Annotated in this window: 18 protein-coding genes and 1 riboswitch; of the genes, 11 read left to right on the forward strand and 7 right to left on the reverse strand. The window is 72.0% G+C overall.

Annotated features, from left to right (window positions below; genetic code table 11):
* Window positions 1-73: 73 nt before the first annotated feature.
* On the reverse strand, window positions 74-544 hold the full coding sequence (locus O7553_RS17990; protein WP_281550891.1) for an SRPBCC domain-containing protein: 471 nt from the start codon (window positions 542-544) through the stop codon (window positions 74-76).
* Between the two features lie 142 nt (window positions 545-686).
* Between O7553_RS17990 and gltX the strand changes: the two genes are divergently transcribed.
* Window positions 687-2120 carry a glutamate--tRNA ligase gene (gene gltX / locus O7553_RS17995; protein ID WP_281550892.1) on the forward strand — a complete coding sequence of 478 codons (1434 nt, stop codon included), beginning with the start codon at window positions 687-689 and terminating at the stop codon, window positions 2118-2120.
* A 16-nt stretch (window positions 2121-2136) separates the two neighbouring features.
* Here the strand turns inward: gltX and O7553_RS18000 are convergent, their stop codons facing one another.
* Window positions 2137-2727 carry a copper resistance protein CopC gene (locus tag O7553_RS18000; protein WP_281550893.1) on the reverse strand — a complete coding sequence of 197 codons (591 nt, stop codon included), beginning with the start codon at window positions 2725-2727 and terminating at the stop codon, window positions 2137-2139.
* A gap of 266 nt (window positions 2728-2993) precedes the next feature.
* Here O7553_RS18000 and O7553_RS18005 point away from each other — a divergent pair, with 266 nt between their 5' ends.
* The gene (locus tag O7553_RS18005) at window positions 2994-3641 is read left to right on the forward strand and encodes a hypothetical protein (protein ID WP_281550894.1); all 648 of its coding nucleotides are present in this window, start codon (window positions 2994-2996) and stop codon (window positions 3639-3641) included.
* Window positions 3642-3681: 40 nt separating this feature from the next.
* On the opposite strand, the gene O7553_RS18010 is transcribed toward O7553_RS18005, so the two are convergent.
* Both O7553_RS18010 and O7553_RS18015 read right to left on the reverse strand, forming a co-directional pair.
* On the reverse strand, window positions 3682-3945 hold the full coding sequence (locus O7553_RS18010) for a hypothetical protein (RefSeq protein ID WP_281550895.1): 264 nt from the start codon (window positions 3943-3945) through the stop codon (window positions 3682-3684).
* On the reverse strand, window positions 3945-4637 hold the full coding sequence (locus O7553_RS18015) for a phosphatase PAP2 family protein (protein WP_281550896.1): 693 nt from the start codon (window positions 4635-4637) through the stop codon (window positions 3945-3947). Before O7553_RS18015 ends, O7553_RS18010 begins: the two co-directional genes overlap by 1 nt.
* Window positions 4638-4695: 58 nt before the next feature.
* Between O7553_RS18015 and O7553_RS18020 the strand changes: the two genes are divergently transcribed.
* The 5 genes from O7553_RS18020 (at window position 4696) to fabF (ending at window position 9775) form a co-directional block, all read left to right on the forward strand.
* Window positions 4696-5898 (forward strand): helix-turn-helix domain-containing protein, encoded by a 1203-nt coding sequence (locus O7553_RS18020; protein ID WP_281550897.1) that lies wholly within the window; start codon window positions 4696-4698, stop codon window positions 5896-5898.
* Window positions 5899-6036: 138 nt separating this feature from the next.
* Window positions 6037-7242 carry an acyltransferase domain-containing protein gene (locus O7553_RS18025; protein ID WP_281550898.1) on the forward strand — a complete coding sequence of 402 codons (1206 nt, stop codon included), beginning with the start codon at window positions 6037-6039 and terminating at the stop codon, window positions 7240-7242.
* Between the two features lie 38 nt (window positions 7243-7280).
* Window positions 7281-8225 carry a beta-ketoacyl-ACP synthase III gene (locus O7553_RS18030; protein ID WP_281550899.1) on the forward strand — a complete coding sequence of 315 codons (945 nt, stop codon included), beginning with the start codon at window positions 7281-7283 and terminating at the stop codon, window positions 8223-8225.
* Window positions 8226-8312: 87 nt separating this feature from the next.
* On the forward strand, window positions 8313-8552 hold the full coding sequence (locus O7553_RS18035; RefSeq protein WP_123602866.1) for an acyl carrier protein: 240 nt from the start codon (window positions 8313-8315) through the stop codon (window positions 8550-8552).
* Window positions 8549-9775 (forward strand): beta-ketoacyl-ACP synthase II, encoded by a 1227-nt coding sequence (fabF, locus tag O7553_RS18040; RefSeq protein ID WP_281550900.1) that lies wholly within the window; start codon window positions 8549-8551, stop codon window positions 9773-9775. Before O7553_RS18035 ends, fabF begins: the two co-directional genes overlap by 4 nt.
* Before the next feature lie 104 nt (window positions 9776-9879).
* On the opposite strand, the gene O7553_RS18045 is transcribed toward fabF, so the two are convergent.
* Entirely contained in the window at window positions 9880-11619 is a 1740-nt protein-coding gene (locus tag O7553_RS18045; RefSeq protein WP_281550901.1) for a glycoside hydrolase family 3 protein, read from the reverse strand.
* A gap of 97 nt (window positions 11620-11716) precedes the next feature.
* The gene (locus tag O7553_RS18050; protein WP_123602869.1) at window positions 11717-12208 is read right to left on the reverse strand and encodes a DUF3145 domain-containing protein; all 492 of its coding nucleotides are present in this window, start codon (window positions 12206-12208) and stop codon (window positions 11717-11719) included.
* A 409-nt stretch (window positions 12209-12617) separates the two neighbouring features.
* Between O7553_RS18050 and O7553_RS18055 the strand changes: the two genes are divergently transcribed.
* A complete protein-coding gene (locus O7553_RS18055; RefSeq protein ID WP_278170518.1) occupies window positions 12618-12947 on the forward strand; it encodes a hypothetical protein in 330 nt (109 codons plus the stop codon).
* 102 nt (window positions 12948-13049) lie between these two features.
* Here the strand turns inward: O7553_RS18055 and O7553_RS18060 are convergent, their stop codons facing one another.
* Window positions 13050-13709, reverse strand: coding sequence for a carbonic anhydrase (locus tag O7553_RS18060; protein ID WP_281550902.1), 660 nt, complete (start codon window positions 13707-13709; stop codon window positions 13050-13052).
* A gap of 486 nt (window positions 13710-14195) precedes the next feature.
* Between O7553_RS18060 and O7553_RS18065 the strand changes: the two genes are divergently transcribed.
* From O7553_RS18065 to O7553_RS18075, 3 genes are all read left to right on the forward strand, one after another.
* On the forward strand, window positions 14196-16340 hold the full coding sequence (locus O7553_RS18065) for an AAA family ATPase (RefSeq protein ID WP_281550903.1): 2145 nt from the start codon (window positions 14196-14198) through the stop codon (window positions 16338-16340).
* A gap of 45 nt (window positions 16341-16385) precedes the next feature.
* Window positions 16386-17294, forward strand: coding sequence for a cation diffusion facilitator family transporter (locus O7553_RS18070; RefSeq protein ID WP_281550904.1), 909 nt, complete (start codon window positions 16386-16388; stop codon window positions 17292-17294).
* 168 nt (window positions 17295-17462) lie between these two features.
* A riboswitch (cyclic di-AMP (ydaO/yuaA leader) is annotated at window positions 17463-17593 on the forward strand.
* A gap of 67 nt (window positions 17594-17660) precedes the next feature.
* Window positions 17661-18776 (forward strand): hypothetical protein, encoded by a 1116-nt coding sequence (locus O7553_RS18075; protein ID WP_281555655.1) that lies wholly within the window; start codon window positions 17661-17663, stop codon window positions 18774-18776.
* Window positions 18777-19143: the final 367 nt, after the last annotated feature.

Raw genomic sequence — 19143 nt, forward strand, 5'->3', positions numbered from 1 at the left:
TCACCCGCCGGGGCCTGCCGCGTCCGGGGCCACGCCGGCCGCGGACCTCGCCGTAGCTGCGGTCCGGCTGCCGTCAGCAGACGTTGGTCCGGTTGCCGGCGTTGGCGGCGTGCCGGGCGGCGGCCAGGTCGGACAGGCGGCCCAGGGAGGTCTCCAGGTCGGCGCCGACCCGGTGCTTGCCGAGTCGCAGCAGGGTCGCGCTGACCTGGCCGGCCGGCCACCGCACGATGGTCAGCCGTACCGCGGTGCCGTCCCCCTCCGGGGTGAGTTCGACCTGCACCTCGGTGCGGGCCTCGGCCCGCAGGCCAGGGCCGGCGGCCCGCTCCCGCCAGGCGATCAGCTTGGGCGGCTGGAGCTCGATGACCTCGGCGTCGGCGGCCGCGCCGTCCGCCGTGTGCACCCGCATCCGGCGGATGTCGCCGCCGATCACCTCGGCCTGGCGGACACCGGCGAGCCAGTCGGGCAGCAACGCGGCCTGCCCGACCACCTCCCAGACGGTGTCGATCGGGGCCTCCGCCCGCCCGCTGCGTTCGATGAGGATCATCTGCCTGCCTGTCTCTGCCTGCTCGTCCTGACAGGCGCAGCCTAAAGCACATTCTCGGCAAAAGGTGCAGACTTCGCTGTTCACCCCGGGCGCCACCGGACCTGACCGTCGGGCGGGGATCGGCCGCCCGTAGGCTGGGGCCGTGACGGTACGCGTACGCTTCGCCCCATCCCCCACCGGCATGTTCCACGTCGGCGGTGCCCGTTCAGCACTGCAGAACTGGATCTACGCCAAGCAGCACGGGGGCGTGTTCGTACTACGGGTGGAGGACACCGACGCGGCCCGCAACCGCCCCGAGTGGATCGAGGGGATCCTCAGCGCGCTGGACTGGATCGGCATCCGTCGTGGTTCGTACGAGGGGCCGTACTTCCAGTCGGCCAACGCCGGCGAGCACCGCGCGGCGGCCGACCGGCTCCACCAGTCCGGGCATGCCTACTACTGCGACTGCGCCCGCGCCGATGTGCAGGCCCGCACCGGCAGCGAGTACCGCGGGTACGACGGGTTCTGCCGCGACCGGGGTCTCGACGCCGGCGCCGGACGGGCCCTGCGCTTCCGCACTCCGGACACCGGCAGCACCACGGTCGCCGACCTGATCCGCGGCGAGCCGACGTTCGAGAACCAGTTGATCGAGGACTTCGTCATCGCCCGGGGCGACGGCTCGCCGGTTTTCCTGCTGGCCAACGTGGTCGACGACATCTCCCAGGGGATCACCCACGTGATCCGCGCCGAGGAGCACCTGCCGAACACCCCGAAACAGCAGCTGCTCTGGGCAGCGCTCGGGGTCAAGCCACCGGTCTGGGCACACGTACCGGTGGTCGTCAACGAGAAACGTCAGAAACTGTCCAAGCGCCGTGACAAGGTGGCGCTGGAGGCGTACCGCGACGAGGGGTACCTCGCCGACGCGATGCGCAACTATCTGATGCTGCTCGGCTGGGCGCCGAGTAACGACCGGGAGATCGTGCCCTGGTCGGTGATCGAGGAGGAGTTCCGACTGGAGGCGGTGAACCCGTCCCCGGCCTTCTTCGACGAGCGCAAACTACGCGCCTTCAACGGTGAGTACATCCGGGCGCTACCGGTCGAGGACTTCATCGCCGCCTGTCAGCCCTGGCTGACCGGGACGCCGTCGACGCCGACGCCGACCGGCAGTGGTATCGCGCCGCCGCCGTGGCGGGCGGCCGACTACGACCCGACGACGTTCGCGGCGGTCGCCCCGCTCGCCCAGACCAGGATCGCGGTACTCAGCGAAATCGTCGCCAACGTCGATTTCCTCTTCCTCGACGTCCCGGTAATCGACGACGCCGCGTGGGCGAAGGCGATGAAGGCTGGCGCAGCCGACTTGCTGGACGCGACGATCGCCGCGTTCGCGGCGCTGCCGGACTGGTCCGCCGAGCCACTGAAAGCAGCGCTGGAGCAGGTCGGCGCCGAGCGTGGCCTCAAGCTCGGCAAGGCCCAGGCACCGGTACGGGTCGCGGTGACCGGCCGGTCCGTCGGGCTGCCGCTGTTCGAGTCGTTGGAGGTCCTCGGGTCGGAGCGCACGTTGCGTCGGCTGCGCAACGCCCGCGCCCGGCTCGGCTGACGTCGCGACGGTCCGGTCAGGTGGTACGGCGGCGGACGAAGAACGCTCCGGCCGCCACCGCGACCAGCAGGACGACGGCACCGACCAGCCACGGCCACCATGGGGTCGACTCGGTGGAACTGGTGGCCTGCGGCGTCGGTGCCGGGGTCGCCTCCGGTGTCGGTTCGGCGGCGGTGGGGCTGGGTGCCCCGGTCGGTGACGGCTGAGCGGTCGGTGACGGATCAGCGGTCGGCTCGACACCGACCGTCAACGTGAAGGCGAACGCACCCTTTACCCAGTGTCCGTCGGCGGACAACACGTTGTAGTCCACTGTGTATTCTCCGGCGGGTCCGGGACGGAACGGCACGCTCACCGCCTTGCCGTCCACCACGGGCGCCCCGGTGGACGCCGCAGCGCCATCCGGACCGGTCACGCTCAGTTCGGTCTGCTCCTGGCTGAGGTTGGCCAGAAAGGTGAGTCGGACCGTCTCGGGGGCCTGCGCGAGCTCCGCACCGTCGGCCGGATCGCTCCCGGTCAGCACGTTGTGCGCCTGGGCCGGCGATGTCCCGAACAGCACCGCGAGCAGCCCGACGAACACCGCGAGCAACACCCCTGGTACGCGTACCACCCTGTCCCCCACCTGTTGCGATCGCCGGATACGATCGGTCGCCAGACGACGCGCCGGGCCGTCATCGGCCGACCTCCCTGGTTGGTCGGTCACCGGTCGTCGATGGTTCCCGAAAAATCCGTCCAGCGGGTGCAACCGTCCAGAGTCGTGCGGAGTCTCTCACAGTGAGGGTCCGCGACCACGCCCGCCGCTGATTACGTCGGGCCGCCATCGGGTAGTACGCACATCGACTAGGACCTGACCTCCGCGGGGCGAGGGAGTTGACCATGGGACAGCGGGCAGCCAGCCGTCTCCTAGCGGCCGGTGCGCTGCTCCTGGCATTCGGCACGTCCATCCTGGCGGCGAACCGGGTGTACGCGGCACCACCTGCACCAACGACCGTCACCATCGAAGGTGACGACCTGCCGGAGCCGCTCGCCGTGCACGCCGACGCCGACGCCGAGTTGTTCGCGGCGGTGCTCAGCCAGGTCAGTTGGCTCACCGGACCGGGCCAGACCAGTTCCCCGGAGCCGGGTGACCTCGGCCCGAAGTACCTGGTCGTGGTCATGGTGGCGGACGAGCCACATCGCACCTACGAGCTGTATCCGCTGGCCAAGGGAGGCCCGCGCGCGTTTCGACCGGCGGAGCAGCCTGGTGACGGCAAGACCGCAGCCGGCTGGTTCTTCGGCCGGCTGACGATGTCCGAGACGCTGCGAGCGGCCGGCGCACCGCTGCCGGCCCGCCCGGACAGCATCAGCGGTGGCATCGGCGGCGGTGAACGGGTGATTCCGGAGGACGCGCTCAACCCGGGCGAGGACATCGACCAGATGCTCACCGACCTGCGTCAGGTCATGGTGCTCAACGCCGCCGTGGTGGTCGGCATCACCCTGGGGATCGCGGGGATCGCCCTGCTGGTACGCCGCCGGACCAGGTGACCGGCCCGGCCGCACGGGTGACCGGAGCGGTCGGGCGGTGTCAGCACCAGCGGTGCGGCGGGCGTTCCCGACGTACCACCCGGGAACTCGGCCGGACCCCGAGATGGCGATGCGCGCCAGCCCATCCCCGTTGCCCCGCGCAGCAGGTCGACACCGGCTGCGGGTCGGCCGAACCGCCCCGGTCGGTTCCCTGCCCGGTCAACGTCCGGCCGAGTGACAGCTGGTCCCGCTCCCCCGGATGGTCCCGCCCGACGCCATGGTCCCGCCCGACGCCGCCGCTGTGGCCAGCCCCCAGGTACGCCATCACGAACTCCTCACCTCACACGAGCCGTCCCGAGACGACACCTTGCCAGGTACCGGGCCGGCCGCCGCCGGCCCCCCCGCCCGCGGTGACCACAGGCGGGCGGCCAGCGCCACCACCGTCACCGCCACCAGGGCGCCGCCGATCACGTCGACCGGCCAGTGCGCGAGCAGCACCAGCCGGGTCGCCGCGATGAACAGCGCGCCGGCTCCGGCGAGCACCACCACCAGCAACCGCCCGGTACGCCGTACCCCGGGCCAGACCAGCAGGACGACCGCGAACGCCGCAGCGGCGGCGTTGGTGGTGTGCCCGCTGGGGAACCCGTTGGCGGCGATGGTCACGAAGCCGTCCACCGGGCGGGGTCGGTGCAGCAGCCACTGTCCCAGCATCCAGCTGACCGGGGCCGCGACGGTCACCGTCGCGCAGAACCAGGCCCGGGGCCGGTCCCGGCGCACGGCGAACAGGGTGGTCGCGGCGGCACCGGCGGCCAGGAACGGCATCGTCGCCGCCAGGTCGGTGGCGATCCGCAGGACCGCCACCAGCGTCGGCCGGTCGGCGGCGTAGGCCCGCAGCCCGTCGGTCACCGGGGCGTCCAGCCGGGCGACCAACGCGGGATCCACCACCAGACCGATGGTCAGCGCCGCGAGGGCGGGCAGGGCCAGCAGCGGTACGACCAGCGGCGGGCGGGCGATCATCCGCACATGTTGGCACGGTCGGCGCGGTCCTGCCCGCTGGCCGTGACACCCTGACGGGGTGGCGACCAAGCGCAACGACGCCGGGCTCACCGCGACCCTGCGTCGTATCGAGCGGTCGGCCGGGGCGCTGGCGACCGCGAGCGTGGCCCGGATGGACGAGACCCTGCCCTGGTTCCGTGAGCTGCCCGCCGACCAGCGTTCCTGGGTGATGCTGATCGCTCAGGCCGGCGTACGGTCCCTGGTGGAGTGGCTGCGCGACGGTGGCGGCGCGAGCGGCAGCCCGCAGGAGGTCTCCGACGAGGTCTTCGCCGCCGCGCCGCGGGCGCTGGCCCGGTCGATCAGCCTGCAGCACACGGTCGCCCTGATCAAGGTCACCATCGACGTGGTCGAGGCGCAGGTGCCGCACCTGGCGGCGACCGGCGAGGAGTCGCTGCTACGCGAGGCGGTGCTGCGGTTCTCCCGGGAGATCGCCTTCGCCGCCGCCCGGGTGTACGCGCGGGCGGCGGAGTCGCGCGGCGCGTGGGATGCCCGGCTGCAGGCGCTGCTGGTCGACGCCCTGCTGCGCGGCGACTCGTCGGACGTGCTGGCCAGCAGGGCCGCCGCGCTGGGCTGGACCGATGCCTCGCCGGTGTCGGTGGTGGTCGGGCGGTCCCCGGGCGGCGAGGTCACCGCGGTCCTGCAGATCGTCTACCGGGCAGCCAGGCGGATCGGGGTGGAGACGATCGGCGGGGTGCACAACGACCGGCTGGTGGTGGTACTGGGCGGCGCGGCCGATCCGGCGGCGGCGACCGGCAAACTGCTGGACGCGTTCGGCGCCGGCCCGGTGGTGGTCGGGCCGATGGTGGCCAGCCTGGACGAGGCGACCGAGTCGGCCCGGGCAGCGCTGGCCGGGTACCGGGCGGCACCGGCCTGGCCGGCGGCGCCCCGCCCGGTCGCGGCGACCGATCTGCTGCCGGAGCGGGCCCTCGCCGGTGATCCCGAGGCCCGCCGTCGGCTGCGCCGCGACGTGTACGGGACCCTGGTCCGTGCCGGCGGGGAGCTGCTGGAGACCCTGGACGCGTTCTTCGCCGCCGGGGCCGTGCTGGAGGCGACCGCGCGGGCACTGTTCGTCCACCCGAACACGGTGCGTTACCGACTGCGGCGCATCGGTGAAGTGACCGGACTGTCGCCGTTCGCCGCCCGCGACGCGTACGCGCTGCAGATGGCCCTGGCGATCGGCCGGTTGGATCCCCCGCCGCTGTTGCGGGCCTCGCCCGACTGAACGCACTTCCAAAGCAACATGTGCGGGCAAAAGACGTGCACATCCGACGATCTTTGTAGGAATCCTCCAACGACGGTAGTGCGGATTGGTATCTCAGCGCACCCAAGTGACCCGTGGGTATCAGGAAGAGTCATAGCCGTGCTCGCTGTTCTCTCCCCCGGCCAGGGGTCCCAGAAGCCCGGCTTCCTCACCCCGTGGCTCGACCTGCCCGGCGCCGAGGCCCGTCTGCGGTGGTGGTCCGCGCTCGCCGGGGTCGACCTGGTGCACCTCGGCACCACCGCCGACGCCGACGAGATCAAGGACACCGCTCGCACCCAGCCGCTGCTGGTCGCCGCGGCCCTGCTCGCCGCCGAGCACCTGCCTGGCGGATCACCGGCCGGGCACCGCCGGGGCGGGCTCTACGACGTCGCCGTCGTCGCCGGTCACAGCGTCGGCGAACTCGCCGCTGCATCGCTGGCCGGGGTGCTGCCCGCCGAGTCGGCCATCACGCTGGCCGCGGTCCGGGGCCGGGAAATGGCCGCCGCGTGCGCGCTGGAACCCTCCGGGATGGCCGCCGTACTCGGCGGCGACCGGGACGAGGTGCTGGCCGCGATCGACCGCCACGGACTACACCCGGCGAACCACAACGGAGCCGGTCAGATCGTGGTGGCCGGAGCCACCGGCCAGCTGGAGAAGTTCGTCGCCGAGCCGCCGGCCCGGGCCCGGGTGGCGACGCTGCAGGTAGCCGGGGCGTTCCACACCCCGTACATGGCCCCGGCCGAGCAGGCGCTCGCGAGCGTCGCCGCCGGGATCATCCCGGCCGACCCCAACCGGATCCTGCTGTCCAACCTGGATGGCGATGCCGTCAACCACGGCCGGGAGCTGCTGCAACGCCTCGTCCGGCAGGTGACCGCACCGGTGCGCTGGGACCTGTGCATGCACACCCTGGCGAATCTCGGTGTCACCGGAGTACTGGAGCTGCCACCGGCCGGCACCCTCGCCGGTCTGGTCAAGCGGGAGTTCAAGGACCGTGGCGTGCCGGAGATCGTCACCGTGAAGACCCCGGACGACCTGCCTGCGGCGCGGGCGTTGATCGCCCGACACGGGATGGCCCCCAGTTCCGAGCCCACCAGGCAGTTCCGGGTCGTCGTGTCGGCCAGCGCCGGCACCTTCGAACCGGCTGCCGGACTCGCCGAGGGCGATCCGCTCACCGGCGGTCAGATCATCGGACACGTCACCACCCGGCAGGGTCCGGTCGAGGTCGCCGCGCACGACGCCGGCGTGCTCACCGAATGGCTCGCCCACCACGACGACCCGGTCGCACCGGGCCAGCCGCTGGCCCGGATCAGCGGTTCCGCACTGTGAGCGCGCACCCCCGACAGCGCGCCGGGAAAGGCAGCAACATGACCGGATCACAGATCGTGGCACTCGGGCACTACCAGCCCTCCCGGGTGGTCACCAACGACGAACTCGCCCAACTGGTGAATACCAACGACGCCTGGATCCGGGACCGTGTCGGTGTCGTCACCCGCCGAATCGCCGACTCGGAGACCGTCGCCGACATGGCCTCGGCGGCGGCCGAGAAGGCGCTGGCCAACGCCGGCCTGACCGCGGCCGACATCGACCTGGTGGTGGTGGCGACCTGCACCGCCATCGACCGCAGCCCGAACGTCGCCTGCCGGGTCGCGGCCCGGCTCGGCATCGCCGCCCCGGGTGCGTACGACATCAACACCGCCTGTTCGGGCTTCAGCTACGCGCTCGGCACCGTCGACCACGCCGTACGGGCCGGTGCCGCACGCAACGCCCTGGTCATCGGCGCGGAGAAGCTCTCCGACTTCACCAACTGGACCGACCGCTCCACCTGCATCATCTTCGGTGACGGCGCCGGCGCCGCGGTGGTCACCGCCACCGGCGGCAACGAGCCGGCCGGGATCGGACCGGTGGTCTGGGGCTCGGTCCCGGACAAGAGCGACGCGGTACGCATCGAGGGCTGGCGGCCGTACATCGAGCAGGAGGGTCAGTCGGTGTTCCGGTGGGCGACCACCGCGCTTGCCCCGTTGGCCCTGCAGGCCTGCGAGCGCGCCGGGGTCGACCCGACGGAGATCGCCGCCTTCGTTCCCCACCAGGCGAACGCCCGGATCATCGACGGCATCGCCAAGCGGCTCGGGATGCCCGACGCGATCGTCGCAAAGGACATCGTCGAGTCCGGCAACACCTCGGCGGCCAGCGTGCCGTTGGCGCTGTCGAAGCTGGTCGAGCGGCGGGAGATCCCGTCCGGCGCCCCGGTGCTGCTGTTCGGCTTCGGCGGTGGACTCACCTACGCCGGGCAGGTCGTCCGCTGCCCGTAAGCTCCTACCGCCCGCTCCGAGGTGGAGCGGGGCCGCCCGCCGACCCGGCAGGCATCATTGGTTCAACCGAGAGGAAAGTAGAAACCCATGACCCGTGACGAGATCACCGCTGGCCTCGCCGAGATCCTCGAAGAGGTCGCCGGGGTCAACCCGGACGACGTGGCCGGCGACAAGTCGTTCACCGATGACCTGGACGTCGACTCGCTCTCCATGGTCGAGGTCGTGGTGGCCGCCGAGGAGAAGTTCGGCGTGAAGATCCCGGACAACGAGGTGCAGAACCTCAAGACCGTCGGCGACGCGGTCGCCTACATCGAGACGCAGGCGTGACGATGGTCGACGTCGTCGTCACCGGGCTCGGCGCGACGACCCCGCTCGGCGGGGACGTCGCGGCGACCTGGGATGCCATGCTCAACGGCAAGTCCGGAGTCGACAAGCTCACCCACGACTGGGCCGCGCAGCTGCCGGTCCGGATCGCCGCCGAGTTGGCGTCCGAACCCGCCGAACGGTTGGACCGGGTCAAGCTGCGCCGGCTGGACCGATCCGAGGCGATCGCGCTGATCGCCGCAGGTGAGGCGTGGACGGACGCTGGGCTGGGCGACGCCGGCGTCGACCGGGAACGGCTCGGCGTCAGCATCGGTTCCGGCATCGGCGGCGCACTCACCCTGCTCGCCCAGGACGACATCCTGGAAGCCTCCGGGCCGCGCCGGGTGTCGCCGCACACCGTACCGATGCTGATGCCCAACGGCCCGGCCGCCTGGGTCGGGTTGGAGTTCGGCGCGCAGGCCGGCGTCCACTCGGTCGCCAGCGCCTGCGCGACCGGCGCGGAGGCGATCGCGCTCGGCCTGGACATGATCCGGGCCGGCCGGGCCGACGTGGTGATGGCCGGTGGCACCGAGGCCGTGGTACACGGCCTGCCGATCGCCGGTTTCGCCGCGATGCGGGCCATGTCCACCCGCAACGACGACCCGGAACGGGCGTCGCGACCGTGGGACAAGGGCCGCGACGGGTTCGTCCTCGGTGAGGGTGCCGGCGTCGTGGTGCTGGAACGGGCTGAGCACGCGGCGGCCCGCGGCGCCCGGGTGTACGCCCGGCTCGCCGGCGCCGGGCTCACCTCCGACGGCTACGACATGGTGCAGCCGCATCCCGAAGGGCTCGGCGCGGCCCGGGCGATCCGGCTGGCCCTCGCCGACTCCGGGGTGTCCGGCGGCGACATCGTGCACGTCAACGCGCACGCCACCTCGACCCCGGCCGGCGACCTCGCCGAGCTGGTGGCGCTGCGCGAGGCGATCGGCGACCACCCGGTGCTGACCGCGACCAAGTCGATGTCCGGCCATCTGCTGGGCGCGGCCGGCGCGCTGGAGTCGATCGCCACCATCCTGGCGATCCGCGACAGCGTCGTCCCGCCGACGATCAACCTGGACGACCCGGACGACCAGCTCGACCTCGACGTGGCAGCGCAGAAGGCCCGACCGATGGACGTACCCGCCGCGTTGAACAACTCGTTCGGCTTCGGCGGACACAACGTCGCGCTCGTCTTCACCCGGGTCTGAGAGCCGACCGGGTCACGACGACAACAGACAGGGCTCCGGCCCTGCCGACGGCGCTCCGGCCCGACCGGGCCGGAGCGCCGTCGGCGTCTGGTCGACGCGCGTGGTCACCCGGTGCAACTGGTGGCAGGCAGGCCGGACACCGGCACCGGCAACCGGCCGGGTGCCGGTACGGCACCCCGCAGCACGTCGGCCAGCGCGGACATCGCCGCCGGGCTCGACGAGTAGGTGGCCAGCAGCGTCGCGGACCGGGCCTCGGCGAGCAGGTACGGGGTGTCCATGGCAACGGTCACCGCTGCGTTGACGTTCAGGTCGGACGGGCCGTCGCCGTAGCCGACCAGGTGCACGACCGTACCGCCCTGGCCGACCACCTCGGCCCCGGCGGCGCGCAGCTCCTCGATCAACAGCGCCCGGGTACGCTCCCGGCCACCCGAGGCGGTGACGGTCACCGGCCCGTCGACCCCGGCGCAGTCCCCACGCACCTGGGTGACGGCGGCAGCGGCCAACCGCCGCGCGGCGGCGTAGTGGTCTTCGGCGCCGAGCACCGTCATCGGCGGGGTGGTCTCCTCGGCGAGCCGCTGTTTGAGGGTCAGCACCCGGGTGACCGCCTGCACGAGTCGCGCCCGGGGCAGTGACCCGTCGAGCAGCGCGGCGAGCAGACCCTCGTACGCGGCCGTCACGTCCGGCGGCATGAGGATCAGGTCGTTACCGGCGTTGATCGCCGCGACGGCCGCGTCGCCGGGCGACAACGCGCGGGCCGGAGCCATGTTCATCCCGTCGGTGACCACCACCCCGTCGAAGCCGAGTTCGCCGCGGAGCAGGTCGGTGAGGACCTTGCGGGAGAACGTCGCCGCCACCCCTGGGTCGACCGCGGCGACGTCCAGGTGTCCGGACATCACCAGGCCGGCGCCGGCGTCGATGCCGGCCACGAACGGCGGCAGGTCGGCGGCGGCGAGAGCGTTCCGGTCCTGGTCGAGCACGGGCAGGTCGCCGTGGGAGTCGACAGCGGTGTGGCCATGCCCCGGAAAGTGCTTGAGGGTGGCCGCGACGCCGGCCGTCTGCAGGCCACGGACGGCGGCGGCGACCTGTCCGGCCGCCGCGTCCGGGTCGGCGCCGTACGACCGGGAGCCGATCACCGTGCTGTTCACCCCGAGGACGTCGGCGACCGGTGCGAAGTCGACGTTGACGCCGAGCGCCGCGAGTTCGGTACCGGCCGCCCGCCAGGCCGCCTCGGTCAGCTCCGGCTGCCCGGCCGCACCGGCCGCCATCGCGCTGGGCAGCAACGTCACCCCCTGGTTGATCCGGGTGACGATGCCGAACTCCTGGTCGGTGCCGATCAGCAGTGGCAGCTCGCCGACGCCGTCGGGCAGCGCGGCGGCGGGCAACCGCCCGGCGGCGTCCTGCAGCCCGGTGGTCAGCTCCCGCACCTGGGTGGTGCTGTCGACGTTGGTGGTGGGTTGGTTGCTGCCGGTCGGGTCGTCGGCCGAGAAGCCGACCAGGATCAGGCCGCCGACCCGGTAACGGTCGATCATCTCGGCCGGCGTGTCGACTCCGGCGAGCTGCTGGTTACCGGCCGCCGACGCCGGTGAGACCTCGGTCGCGGACGCTCCGTACGCGTACGGCATCAGCACCTGACCGACCAGGTCCTCGTCACTGAGAGTCGCGACCAACCGGGCGGCCGGCGATGCGGCAGGGCTGGCTTTCGGCTCGCTGGAAGGGCCTTCCGGGCTGCTGGGAGTGCTGGCTTCAGGACGGTCGCCGGGTCCGGCGCAGCCGCTCGTGACGCCGAGGACGGCCAGCAGAACGGAGGCGATTGTTACGCGGGGTGAGGGGAGCACACCGGCCATCCCATCAGGCTACGGTCGCGGCGGCAACCCGTGCCCGGCTGGCGCAGCTTCCGCGCCCGGCTCACCCGGCCGGATCAGCCCACCCGGGTGACCCGGATCAGCCCACCCGGGTGAGCAGGGTCACCGGCGCTCCTTCACCGGCGTGCCGGTACGGCTCGAGTTCGGTGTCCCAGGCGGTGCCCATCGCCTTGTCGAGGGCGTGCGCAATCGCTTCGGGAGCCGGCGACGCCGCAATGATCGCCCGGATCCGGTCCTCACCGAGCTGGATGTCACCGGCTGCCCCGATAGTGGCCCGGAACAGGCCGCGACCGGGTACGTGCATGAACCGCTCGCCGTCGGCGCCCGGGCTGGGTTCCTCGGTGACTTCGAAACGGGTCATCGGCCACTGCCGTAGGGCAGCGGCCAGCTCAGCCCCGGTCCCCGCCCGACCGGTCCAGCTGCACTCGGCACGCCGGCCGTTCGGATCGAGCGGCTGAGCGGTCCAGTGCAGGTTGACCGGCGCGACGAGGACGCGCGATATCGCCCATTCGACGTGAGGGCACACGGCGAGCGGGGTCGAGTGGACGTATACGACGCCACGCGTTGGCACGGTGACCTCCCGGAGAGCGAGGTGCGTCTTCCCCTACGACCTCGACCACCGGGCGGTGTGACCAATGATGACTGTTGTGACGGGTGGTGCGCCAGTGAATCGGCAAACTGGTCGAAAAATTGTCGCCGCCCGGCTCCCGGGTCCGCTCCGCCGCTGGGAATGACAGCCACGGGTGCGTCGTTGTCCCTGCTGGTCGGCCGGAAGCCAGGGCCGAGATCGAGGTGGCCAGCCGGTCTGCGGCCGGCCGTCCGGTAAGATGAGGGCGGCGTATGCCCGACACCCGGCGAACCCGTTCGTGTGATCCGTCGTACCGCCAGTTCCGTCCGTATCACCAGTGTTGCCAGTACCACCAGCTTTGCCAGTACCGCCAGTCCTGTCCGTACCGTCAGTCCTGCAAGGGAGTCCCCCCGTGGCGAGCAACACCTCCAAGACCGCGCGCGCGTCAGTCCGCGCCGGCCAGGCCGGTCAGGGTGGTGCCCTGAGCGTCCTCGGCGAGTTCAAGTACCTGATCCCGCTCAACGGCGGCAAGCACGCCTATGTCCGCAACCTCACCAACGGGAAGACCGCTCACCTGCGGACCGACTCGGACGCGTTCGTGGAGGAGATCCGGTCGCTGGCCGGTGCCGGCCACGCCGCGAAGATCCGGTTGGAGATCAACGCGCTGGCGGCCGCCCACCCGGGTCACGGCTGGGAGCTGACCGAGAAGCGGCTCGTCGAGGCCGGGGTCTTCGAGGCCTGAGCATGATCTGACGGATCGACGACGACCCGGACCTGGACCGGCCCCGCCGGGCGGCACGCCCGACGGGGCCGTTTCCGTCGCTGGTGTTGGCGGCCGCGCTGCTCAGTTGAGCAGTTCCACCTGGCCGTTTCCGAGGTCGTAGACCCCGCCGGTGACGTCGATCCGCCCGTCCGCGAGCGCCGCGGCGAGCAACTCCACCTGCCGGAGCCGCTGCACGGTCCGCCGCACGTGGGCCCGTACCGCGAGGGGCTGCACGTCCGGGTGCCCGACACCGACCTCGGTCACCGCCGGAGCGATCTGCTCGACCAGGTACCCGATGCTGCCGGTCGGGCGGCTACCCGTGCGTTGCGCGCTGATGGTCGATGCCACCGCCCCGCACCGCTCGTGTCCGAGCACGATGACCAACGGCACACCCAACGCGCCGACGGCGAACTCGATCGACCCGATGATCGCCTGGTCCAGCACCTGGGCGCCGGACCGCCCGACGCAGATCGAGCCGAAGTTCTGGTCGAAGATTGCTTCCAGTGGCACCCGCGAGTCGATGCAACCGAGCACGAACGCGATCGGATACTGCTCGCCGAGCGCCGCGCTGGCGGCAGCTGCCGACACGTCGTGACCGTGCCGTGGTCGTCCGGTGACGAAGCGCTGGTTGCCGGCCAGCAGCTCGGCCAGCGCCTCGGCCGGGCCGGGGTGATCGGGTGGTGGCGGGCCGGACGGACGCGGTGCCCGGGAATCCGGCATCGGGAACGACGGTGACGACATGGTTGCAGCGTGGCGTGCTACTGGCCGGTCGGGAAGGCAGTTGCGAGTCTTCTCACCGTGCTGGTTCCAGATCCGACCTACCGGGGTACGTCCCAGTCGGGACCGCCAGCGACACGGGCGGAGGTGACTCGGTGGGCAGGCCTCAGGAGTTCAGCGTCCGGCTGCCGGACGGAGCGGTGCTGCGCGGGCGGTCGAGCGGCAACGACCGGACCGGGTGCCGGCCGCCCTCGTCGAGGTGCTCGGCAGGGCGGCCGTACCTGGTGACCACCTTCGCCGGGCGGCCCCCTGCTGAGGCGGATCGAGGTTCGCCGGCGCCCTGGGAGCCGGCGCCGGGTTGGCGCGCGGACGGTAACGTCGTAAGGCTGCCGGGTCGGACCATCTGACGGGGGCACCACGCTCCGTCGTCGCCGCCCGGCGCCGTGACCGTCCGCCGGCGGACCGGCCGCCCTGCCCCGGCTGGCCCGCCCTCGCCCAGGAGCCGCAGCGTTGACCGACGCCACCACGCTGGACCAGGAGATCGCCGCCGAGCAGCGGCACGTCGACCGGGTGTACGCCCGGTTGGCGCAGCTACGCCAGGACGCGGTACGCGCCGAGCGGGACGGCTACCGCCTTGCCCGGGTGGGCAACGTCGGCGCCCTGGTGGAGCGCGACGCGATGGTCTTCCACGCGGCCCGGCGGCGGCATCTGCTCGACGCCGAGCACGAAGGGCTGGTGTTCGGCCGGCTCGATCTACGCGACGGCGCGGTGCTGTACGTGGGTCGGCTCGGGGTGCGCGGCGAGCGGGCCGAGCCGCTGCTGGTCGACTGGCGTGCCCCGGCCGCCGCCGCGTTCTACCAGGCGACGCCGGCCCGACCGCAGGGCGTGGTGCGGCGGCGCACCATCCAGTCCCGGGGCGAGCGGGTCACCGGCGTCTCCGACGACCTGCTGGATCCGGCGGCCGCGCCGGCCGGGATGCGGGTGGTCGGCGACGGTGCGCTGCTGGCCACCCTGGCCCGGGCCAAGGGACGTGGGATGCGCGACATCGTGGCCACCATCCAGCAGGAGCAGGACCAGGCGATCCGGTCGCCCGCCACCGGGGTGACGATCGTCTCGGGCGGCCCCGGCACCGGCAAGACCGCGGTCGCGCTGCACCGGGCGGCGTACCTGCTCTATTCGGACCGGAGCCGGTTCGCCGGCGGCGGCATCCTGGTCGTCGGCCCGACCGGGGTCTTCGTCGAGTACATCGCCGCGGTGCTGCCGGCCCTGGGTGAGGACAGCGCCACCCTGAGGTCGCTGGGGTCGCTGCTGCCGGGGGTGTCGGCGACCCGGACGGATCCGGCGGCGGTCGCCGTGCTGAAGGGGTCGCTACGGATGCGGCGGGTGCTGGAACGGGCGGTACGTGACGCGGTACCGGACGGGCCGACCGAGCTACGTCTGCTCTACCGGGGGCAGTTGCTGCGGCTACGCGGCCCGGAGCTGGACGGCATCCGGGCCCGGGCGCTGCCCCGGGGTGCCCGGCGCAACGAGGTCCGGCGGGCCGGTATCGACGGGTTGTTCGAGGCGCTGTGGGCGCAGGCCCGGCAGTTGGTGGCCCCGGCCCGGCTGCCCGGCCAGGCCGAGTTCGAGGACGAGTTGTCGGACCGGGACGATTTCCGGGACTTCCTGCGGGCCTGGTGGCCCCGGCTGCTGCCGCGACATGTGCTGGGCTGGCTGGCCCGGCCGGGCCGGCTGCATCGGTACGCGCGAGGCGTGCTCGACCCGGCCGAGATCACGGTGCTGTCCGACGCCTTCGGTGACCTGGTGGACCACGGACCGACGATCGCGGACGTGGCGCTGCTGGACGAGTTGGACGAACTGCTCGGCCGGCCGCCGCAGCCCCGCCGCAAGCACCGGGATCCGTTCCGGGTGGCCGGCGGGGTACGTGAGGTGACGACCTTCGCCGACCGGGAGCGGGCAGCCCGCGTCACCGCCCGGGAGCGGCCGGCCGACTACCGGGAGTACGCCCACGTGGTGGTCGACGAGGCGCAGGACGTGTCGCCGATGCAGTGGCGGATGGTCGGGCGCCGGGGCCGGCTGGCCTCCTGGACGGTGGTCGGGGATCCGGCACAGACCGCGTGGACCGGGGATCCGGCCGAGCTCGCCCAGGCCCGGGACCGCGCGTTGGGGCGGCGACCGCAGCGGGAGTTCCAGCTGACCACGAACTACCGCAACCCAGCGGAGATCTTCGAACTGGCCGCCGGGGTGATCCGCGAGGTCGCCCCGGACGCCCCGTTGCCGACGGCGGTCCGGGCGACCGGGGTGGCACCGCGCCGGGACCGGGTCTCCGCGGCGGCGCTGCCGGCCGCCGTCCGCGCCGCGACCGCCGAGATGCTGGCGGCGGTGGAGGGGACGGTCGGCGTCATCGCCCCGGTGACCCGGCGCGACGAGGTCGCCGGCTGGCTCGGCGGGTTGGCGACCTCGCGGCTGCAGGTGGTGTCGAGCCTGCAGGCGAAGGGCATGGAGTACGACGCGGTGGTGCTGGTGGCCGGCGAGGAGATCCGCGCCGAGTCCGCGGCCGGGGTGCGCACGCTCTACGTCGCGCTCTCCCGGGCGACCCAGCGGCTGGTCACCATCGACCTCGACCAGGAGTCGATTGCACATATTGCCATGTGAGCATTAGTCTGCCGACGAGACGCCGGGCAACGGAGGGTGGCAGGCGTGGGAGTCGGACACGATCACTGTGCCGGGAGCACCGGCCAGCGACACTACGGGTGCCTCTGGGCCGCCTTCGCCCTGCTGGCGGTCTTCATGGTCGTCGAGGCCGTCACCGCGCTGGCGACCGGCTCCCTGGCACTGCTGTCCGACGCCGGGCACATGTTCACCGACGTACTCGGCATCGGTATGGCGCTCGCGGCGATCGCCGCGACCCGACGACCGACCGGGGAGCCGCAGCGCACCTTCGGCCTCTACCGCCTCGAGGTGCTCGCCGCGCTGGCGAACGCCGTACTGCTCGCCGGGGTCGCACTCTACGTTCTGGTGGAGGCGGCTCGCCGGTTCGCCGATCCGGAGCCGGTGACGGTCGGCCCGATGCTGGTGGTGGCGATCGCCGGACTGCTCGCCAACATCGTCGCCTTCGCCCTGCTGCGCCAGGGGGCCAGGGAGAGCCTCAACGTACGGGGCGCCTACCTGGAGGTGCTCGGTGACCTGCTCGGCTCGGTGGGGGTGCTGGTGGCCGCCACGGTGATCGCCACCACCGGCTGGTGGTACGCGGACCCGCTGGTCGCCGTCGGTGTCGGGGCGTTCATCCTGCCGCGTACCTGGCGGTTGGCGCGGGCCGCGCTGCGCATCCTGGTGCAGGCGGCGCCGGAGCATGTCGAGGTCGACCGGGTTCGCAGCCGGCTGGCCGCTGTGCCGGGCGTCTGCGACGTGCACGACCTGCATGTCTGGACGCTCACCCCGGGCATGGAGGTGGCCTCGGCACACCTGGCCGTGACCCCGTCAGCCGAGATCGGCACGGTACTGCGGGACGCCCGGGCGGCCCTGCACGACGAGTTCGGTATCGAGCACGCGACGCTGCAGATCGAGCCGCTGGCCCCCGCCGACTCCTGCGGACCGGCTGACTGGTGATTAGCAGATGCTTAAGTTTCGTGACCTTACCGCGACGTTGACAACTACGATCTACGTATATTTCTGATTTTTCTGGATATAACAGACCTATCGATGCCGGGACGGCAGCCCGAGGAACCGGTAGTCTCGGCCCCGGTCTCCGCTCGGGCGGCGCCCCTCCGGCGCCCGCGGAGGCCGTCGCCTAATCGCCGTACGGCGAGCCGGGGAACCACGTACCTGGGGTGCATCCGCGTCACGCGGTAGGGATCTTCCGTCCCGAACCCGTCAGCTAACCCGGTCGGCGGCTGACGGAAGGAATGCACAGTGTCGCGCACAGTCCACAGAAAAACCCGATTCGCGTTATTGGCGGCGTTGACCGCCGCCCTGATGGCCGTCACCGGCACCCCGATCGGCTCGCCGGCCGGAGCCGCCCTGCCCGCCAACCGGCCCGACCGGGTCGACAACGAGGGAGGCACCGACAGCCTGCGCAAGGAGCTCGATGCGGCCTCCAAGGGCTGGATCGACGCCAAGGCGGCGCTCAACCACTCGAAGGGCCGGCAGAAGAAGCTGTCCGAGCAGCTCACCACGGTCGGTGCTGAGCTGGAGCAACGGAACAGGAACGTCGGACACATCGTCGACCGCGCGTACCGCAACGGCAGGCTCGGCCCGGTCTCCGCGTTGCTCAACAGCACCTCACCGGAAGGGTTCGTCGACCGGGCGGCGGCGCTGAGCGCGGTGACCGCCAACGAGGAGAAGCAGCTCCGCGAGCTGTACCGCACCCGTGACCAGGTAACCAGGTCCAAGGCTGCGATCGAGCATGAGATTCGGGAGCAGCAGAAGCAGGTCACCATCATGGACCAGCGCCGGAACCAGGCGGAGCGGGCCCTGGCCGTCGCGGTCGCCGCCGAGAAGCAGGCGGAGGAACAGGCGGAGGAACAGGCGAGGCAGCAGGCGGCGGAGGAGGCCGAGCAGGCCGCCGCCAGCGGATCCTCCGGCTCCGGGTCGTCGGGGTCCGGATCCTCCGGCACCGGATCCTCCGGCACCGGGTCGTCGGGATCCGGGTCATCCAGCGCGTCGGCGACTCCGGCACCACGCAACGCGAACGGCTCCTGGCCGGCCGAGTCATGCAACGTCGACGACCCCACCACCTCCGGCTGCATCACACCCCGTACGCTGCACGCCCTGAACCAGGCGAAGGCTGCCGGCTTCACCCGCTACGTGTCCTGCTTCCGCAACGGCAGCTCCGGCGAGCACCCCAAGGGCCGGGCGTGTGACTTCGCCGCCCAGCCCAACGGCTTCGGTGGAGTGGCAACCGGCGGTGACAAGAGCTACGGCGACAACCTGGCGAACTACTACATCAACAACGCCGACCGGCTCGGTGTGCTCTACGTGATCTGGTACAAGCGGATCTGGCTGCCCAGCAGCGGCTGGAAGACGTACAGCGGTGCGGGTGGCGACCCGTCCAGCGACCACACCAACCACGTACACCTGTCGGTGTACTGACGTCCGCGATCGGGGGCGGACGGCCACGTCGGTGGCCGTCCGCCCCCGTTTTCTTTTCGCGGCGGAATCAGCGTACGGAGTCATTTGCGCAACAGCGGCAGACCGATCGGCATATTTGCCGACGGTCACCGGCGACCACGCGAGAGCGCTCTACCGCCATGCAGTCGCACTCGGCTCACGCAGAGCACATGCAGCCCATGAGGAGAGAGAGCGCTCTCACCGAGAGGTTTACAGCAGCACCGGCGCGGCTGTCAACAGACCACCACGACCCCGTACCGAATACACGAAACTTCATGTCGGGATATTGACAGAAGCCCGCATCTCTGATGACCTCCTGGCAATAACTCGTTGACGGGCGCGAATTTTC

The sequence above is a fragment of the Solwaraspora sp. WMMA2059 genome, assembly GCF_027497315.1.
Classification (GTDB): Bacteria; Actinomycetota; Actinomycetes; order Mycobacteriales; family Micromonosporaceae; genus Micromonospora_E.

Bases quoted from the DNA above. Each gene is read 5' to 3' on its own strand.
- O7553_RS18010 (WP_281550895.1), bottom strand. From the start codon at position 3,945: ATGGCGTACCTGGGGGCTGGCCACAGCGGCGGCGTCGGGCGGGACCAT.
- O7553_RS18015 (WP_281550896.1), bottom strand. From the start codon at position 4,637: ATGATCGCCCGCCCGCCGCTGGTCGTACCGCTGCTGGCCCTGCCCGCC.
- O7553_RS18005 (WP_281550894.1), top strand. From the start codon at position 2,994: ATGGGACAGCGGGCAGCCAGCCGTCTCCTAGCGGCCGGTGCGCTGCTC.
- O7553_RS17990 (WP_281550891.1), bottom strand. From the start codon at position 544: ATGATCCTCATCGAACGCAGCGGGCGGGCGGAGGCCCCGATCGACACC.
- O7553_RS18075 (WP_281555655.1), top strand. From the start codon at position 17,661: ATGGCCGTCACCGGCACCCCGATCGGCTCGCCGGCCGGAGCCGCCCTG.
- O7553_RS18030 (WP_281550899.1), top strand. From the start codon at position 7,281: ATGACCGGATCACAGATCGTGGCACTCGGGCACTACCAGCCCTCCCGG.
- O7553_RS18035 (WP_123602866.1), top strand. From the start codon at position 8,313: ATGACCCGTGACGAGATCACCGCTGGCCTCGCCGAGATCCTCGAAGAG.
- O7553_RS18060 (WP_281550902.1), bottom strand. From the start codon at position 13,709: ATGTCGTCACCGTCGTTCCCGATGCCGGATTCCCGGGCACCGCGTCCG.
- O7553_RS18045 (WP_281550901.1), bottom strand. From the start codon at position 11,619: ATGGCCGGTGTGCTCCCCTCACCCCGCGTAACAATCGCCTCCGTTCTG.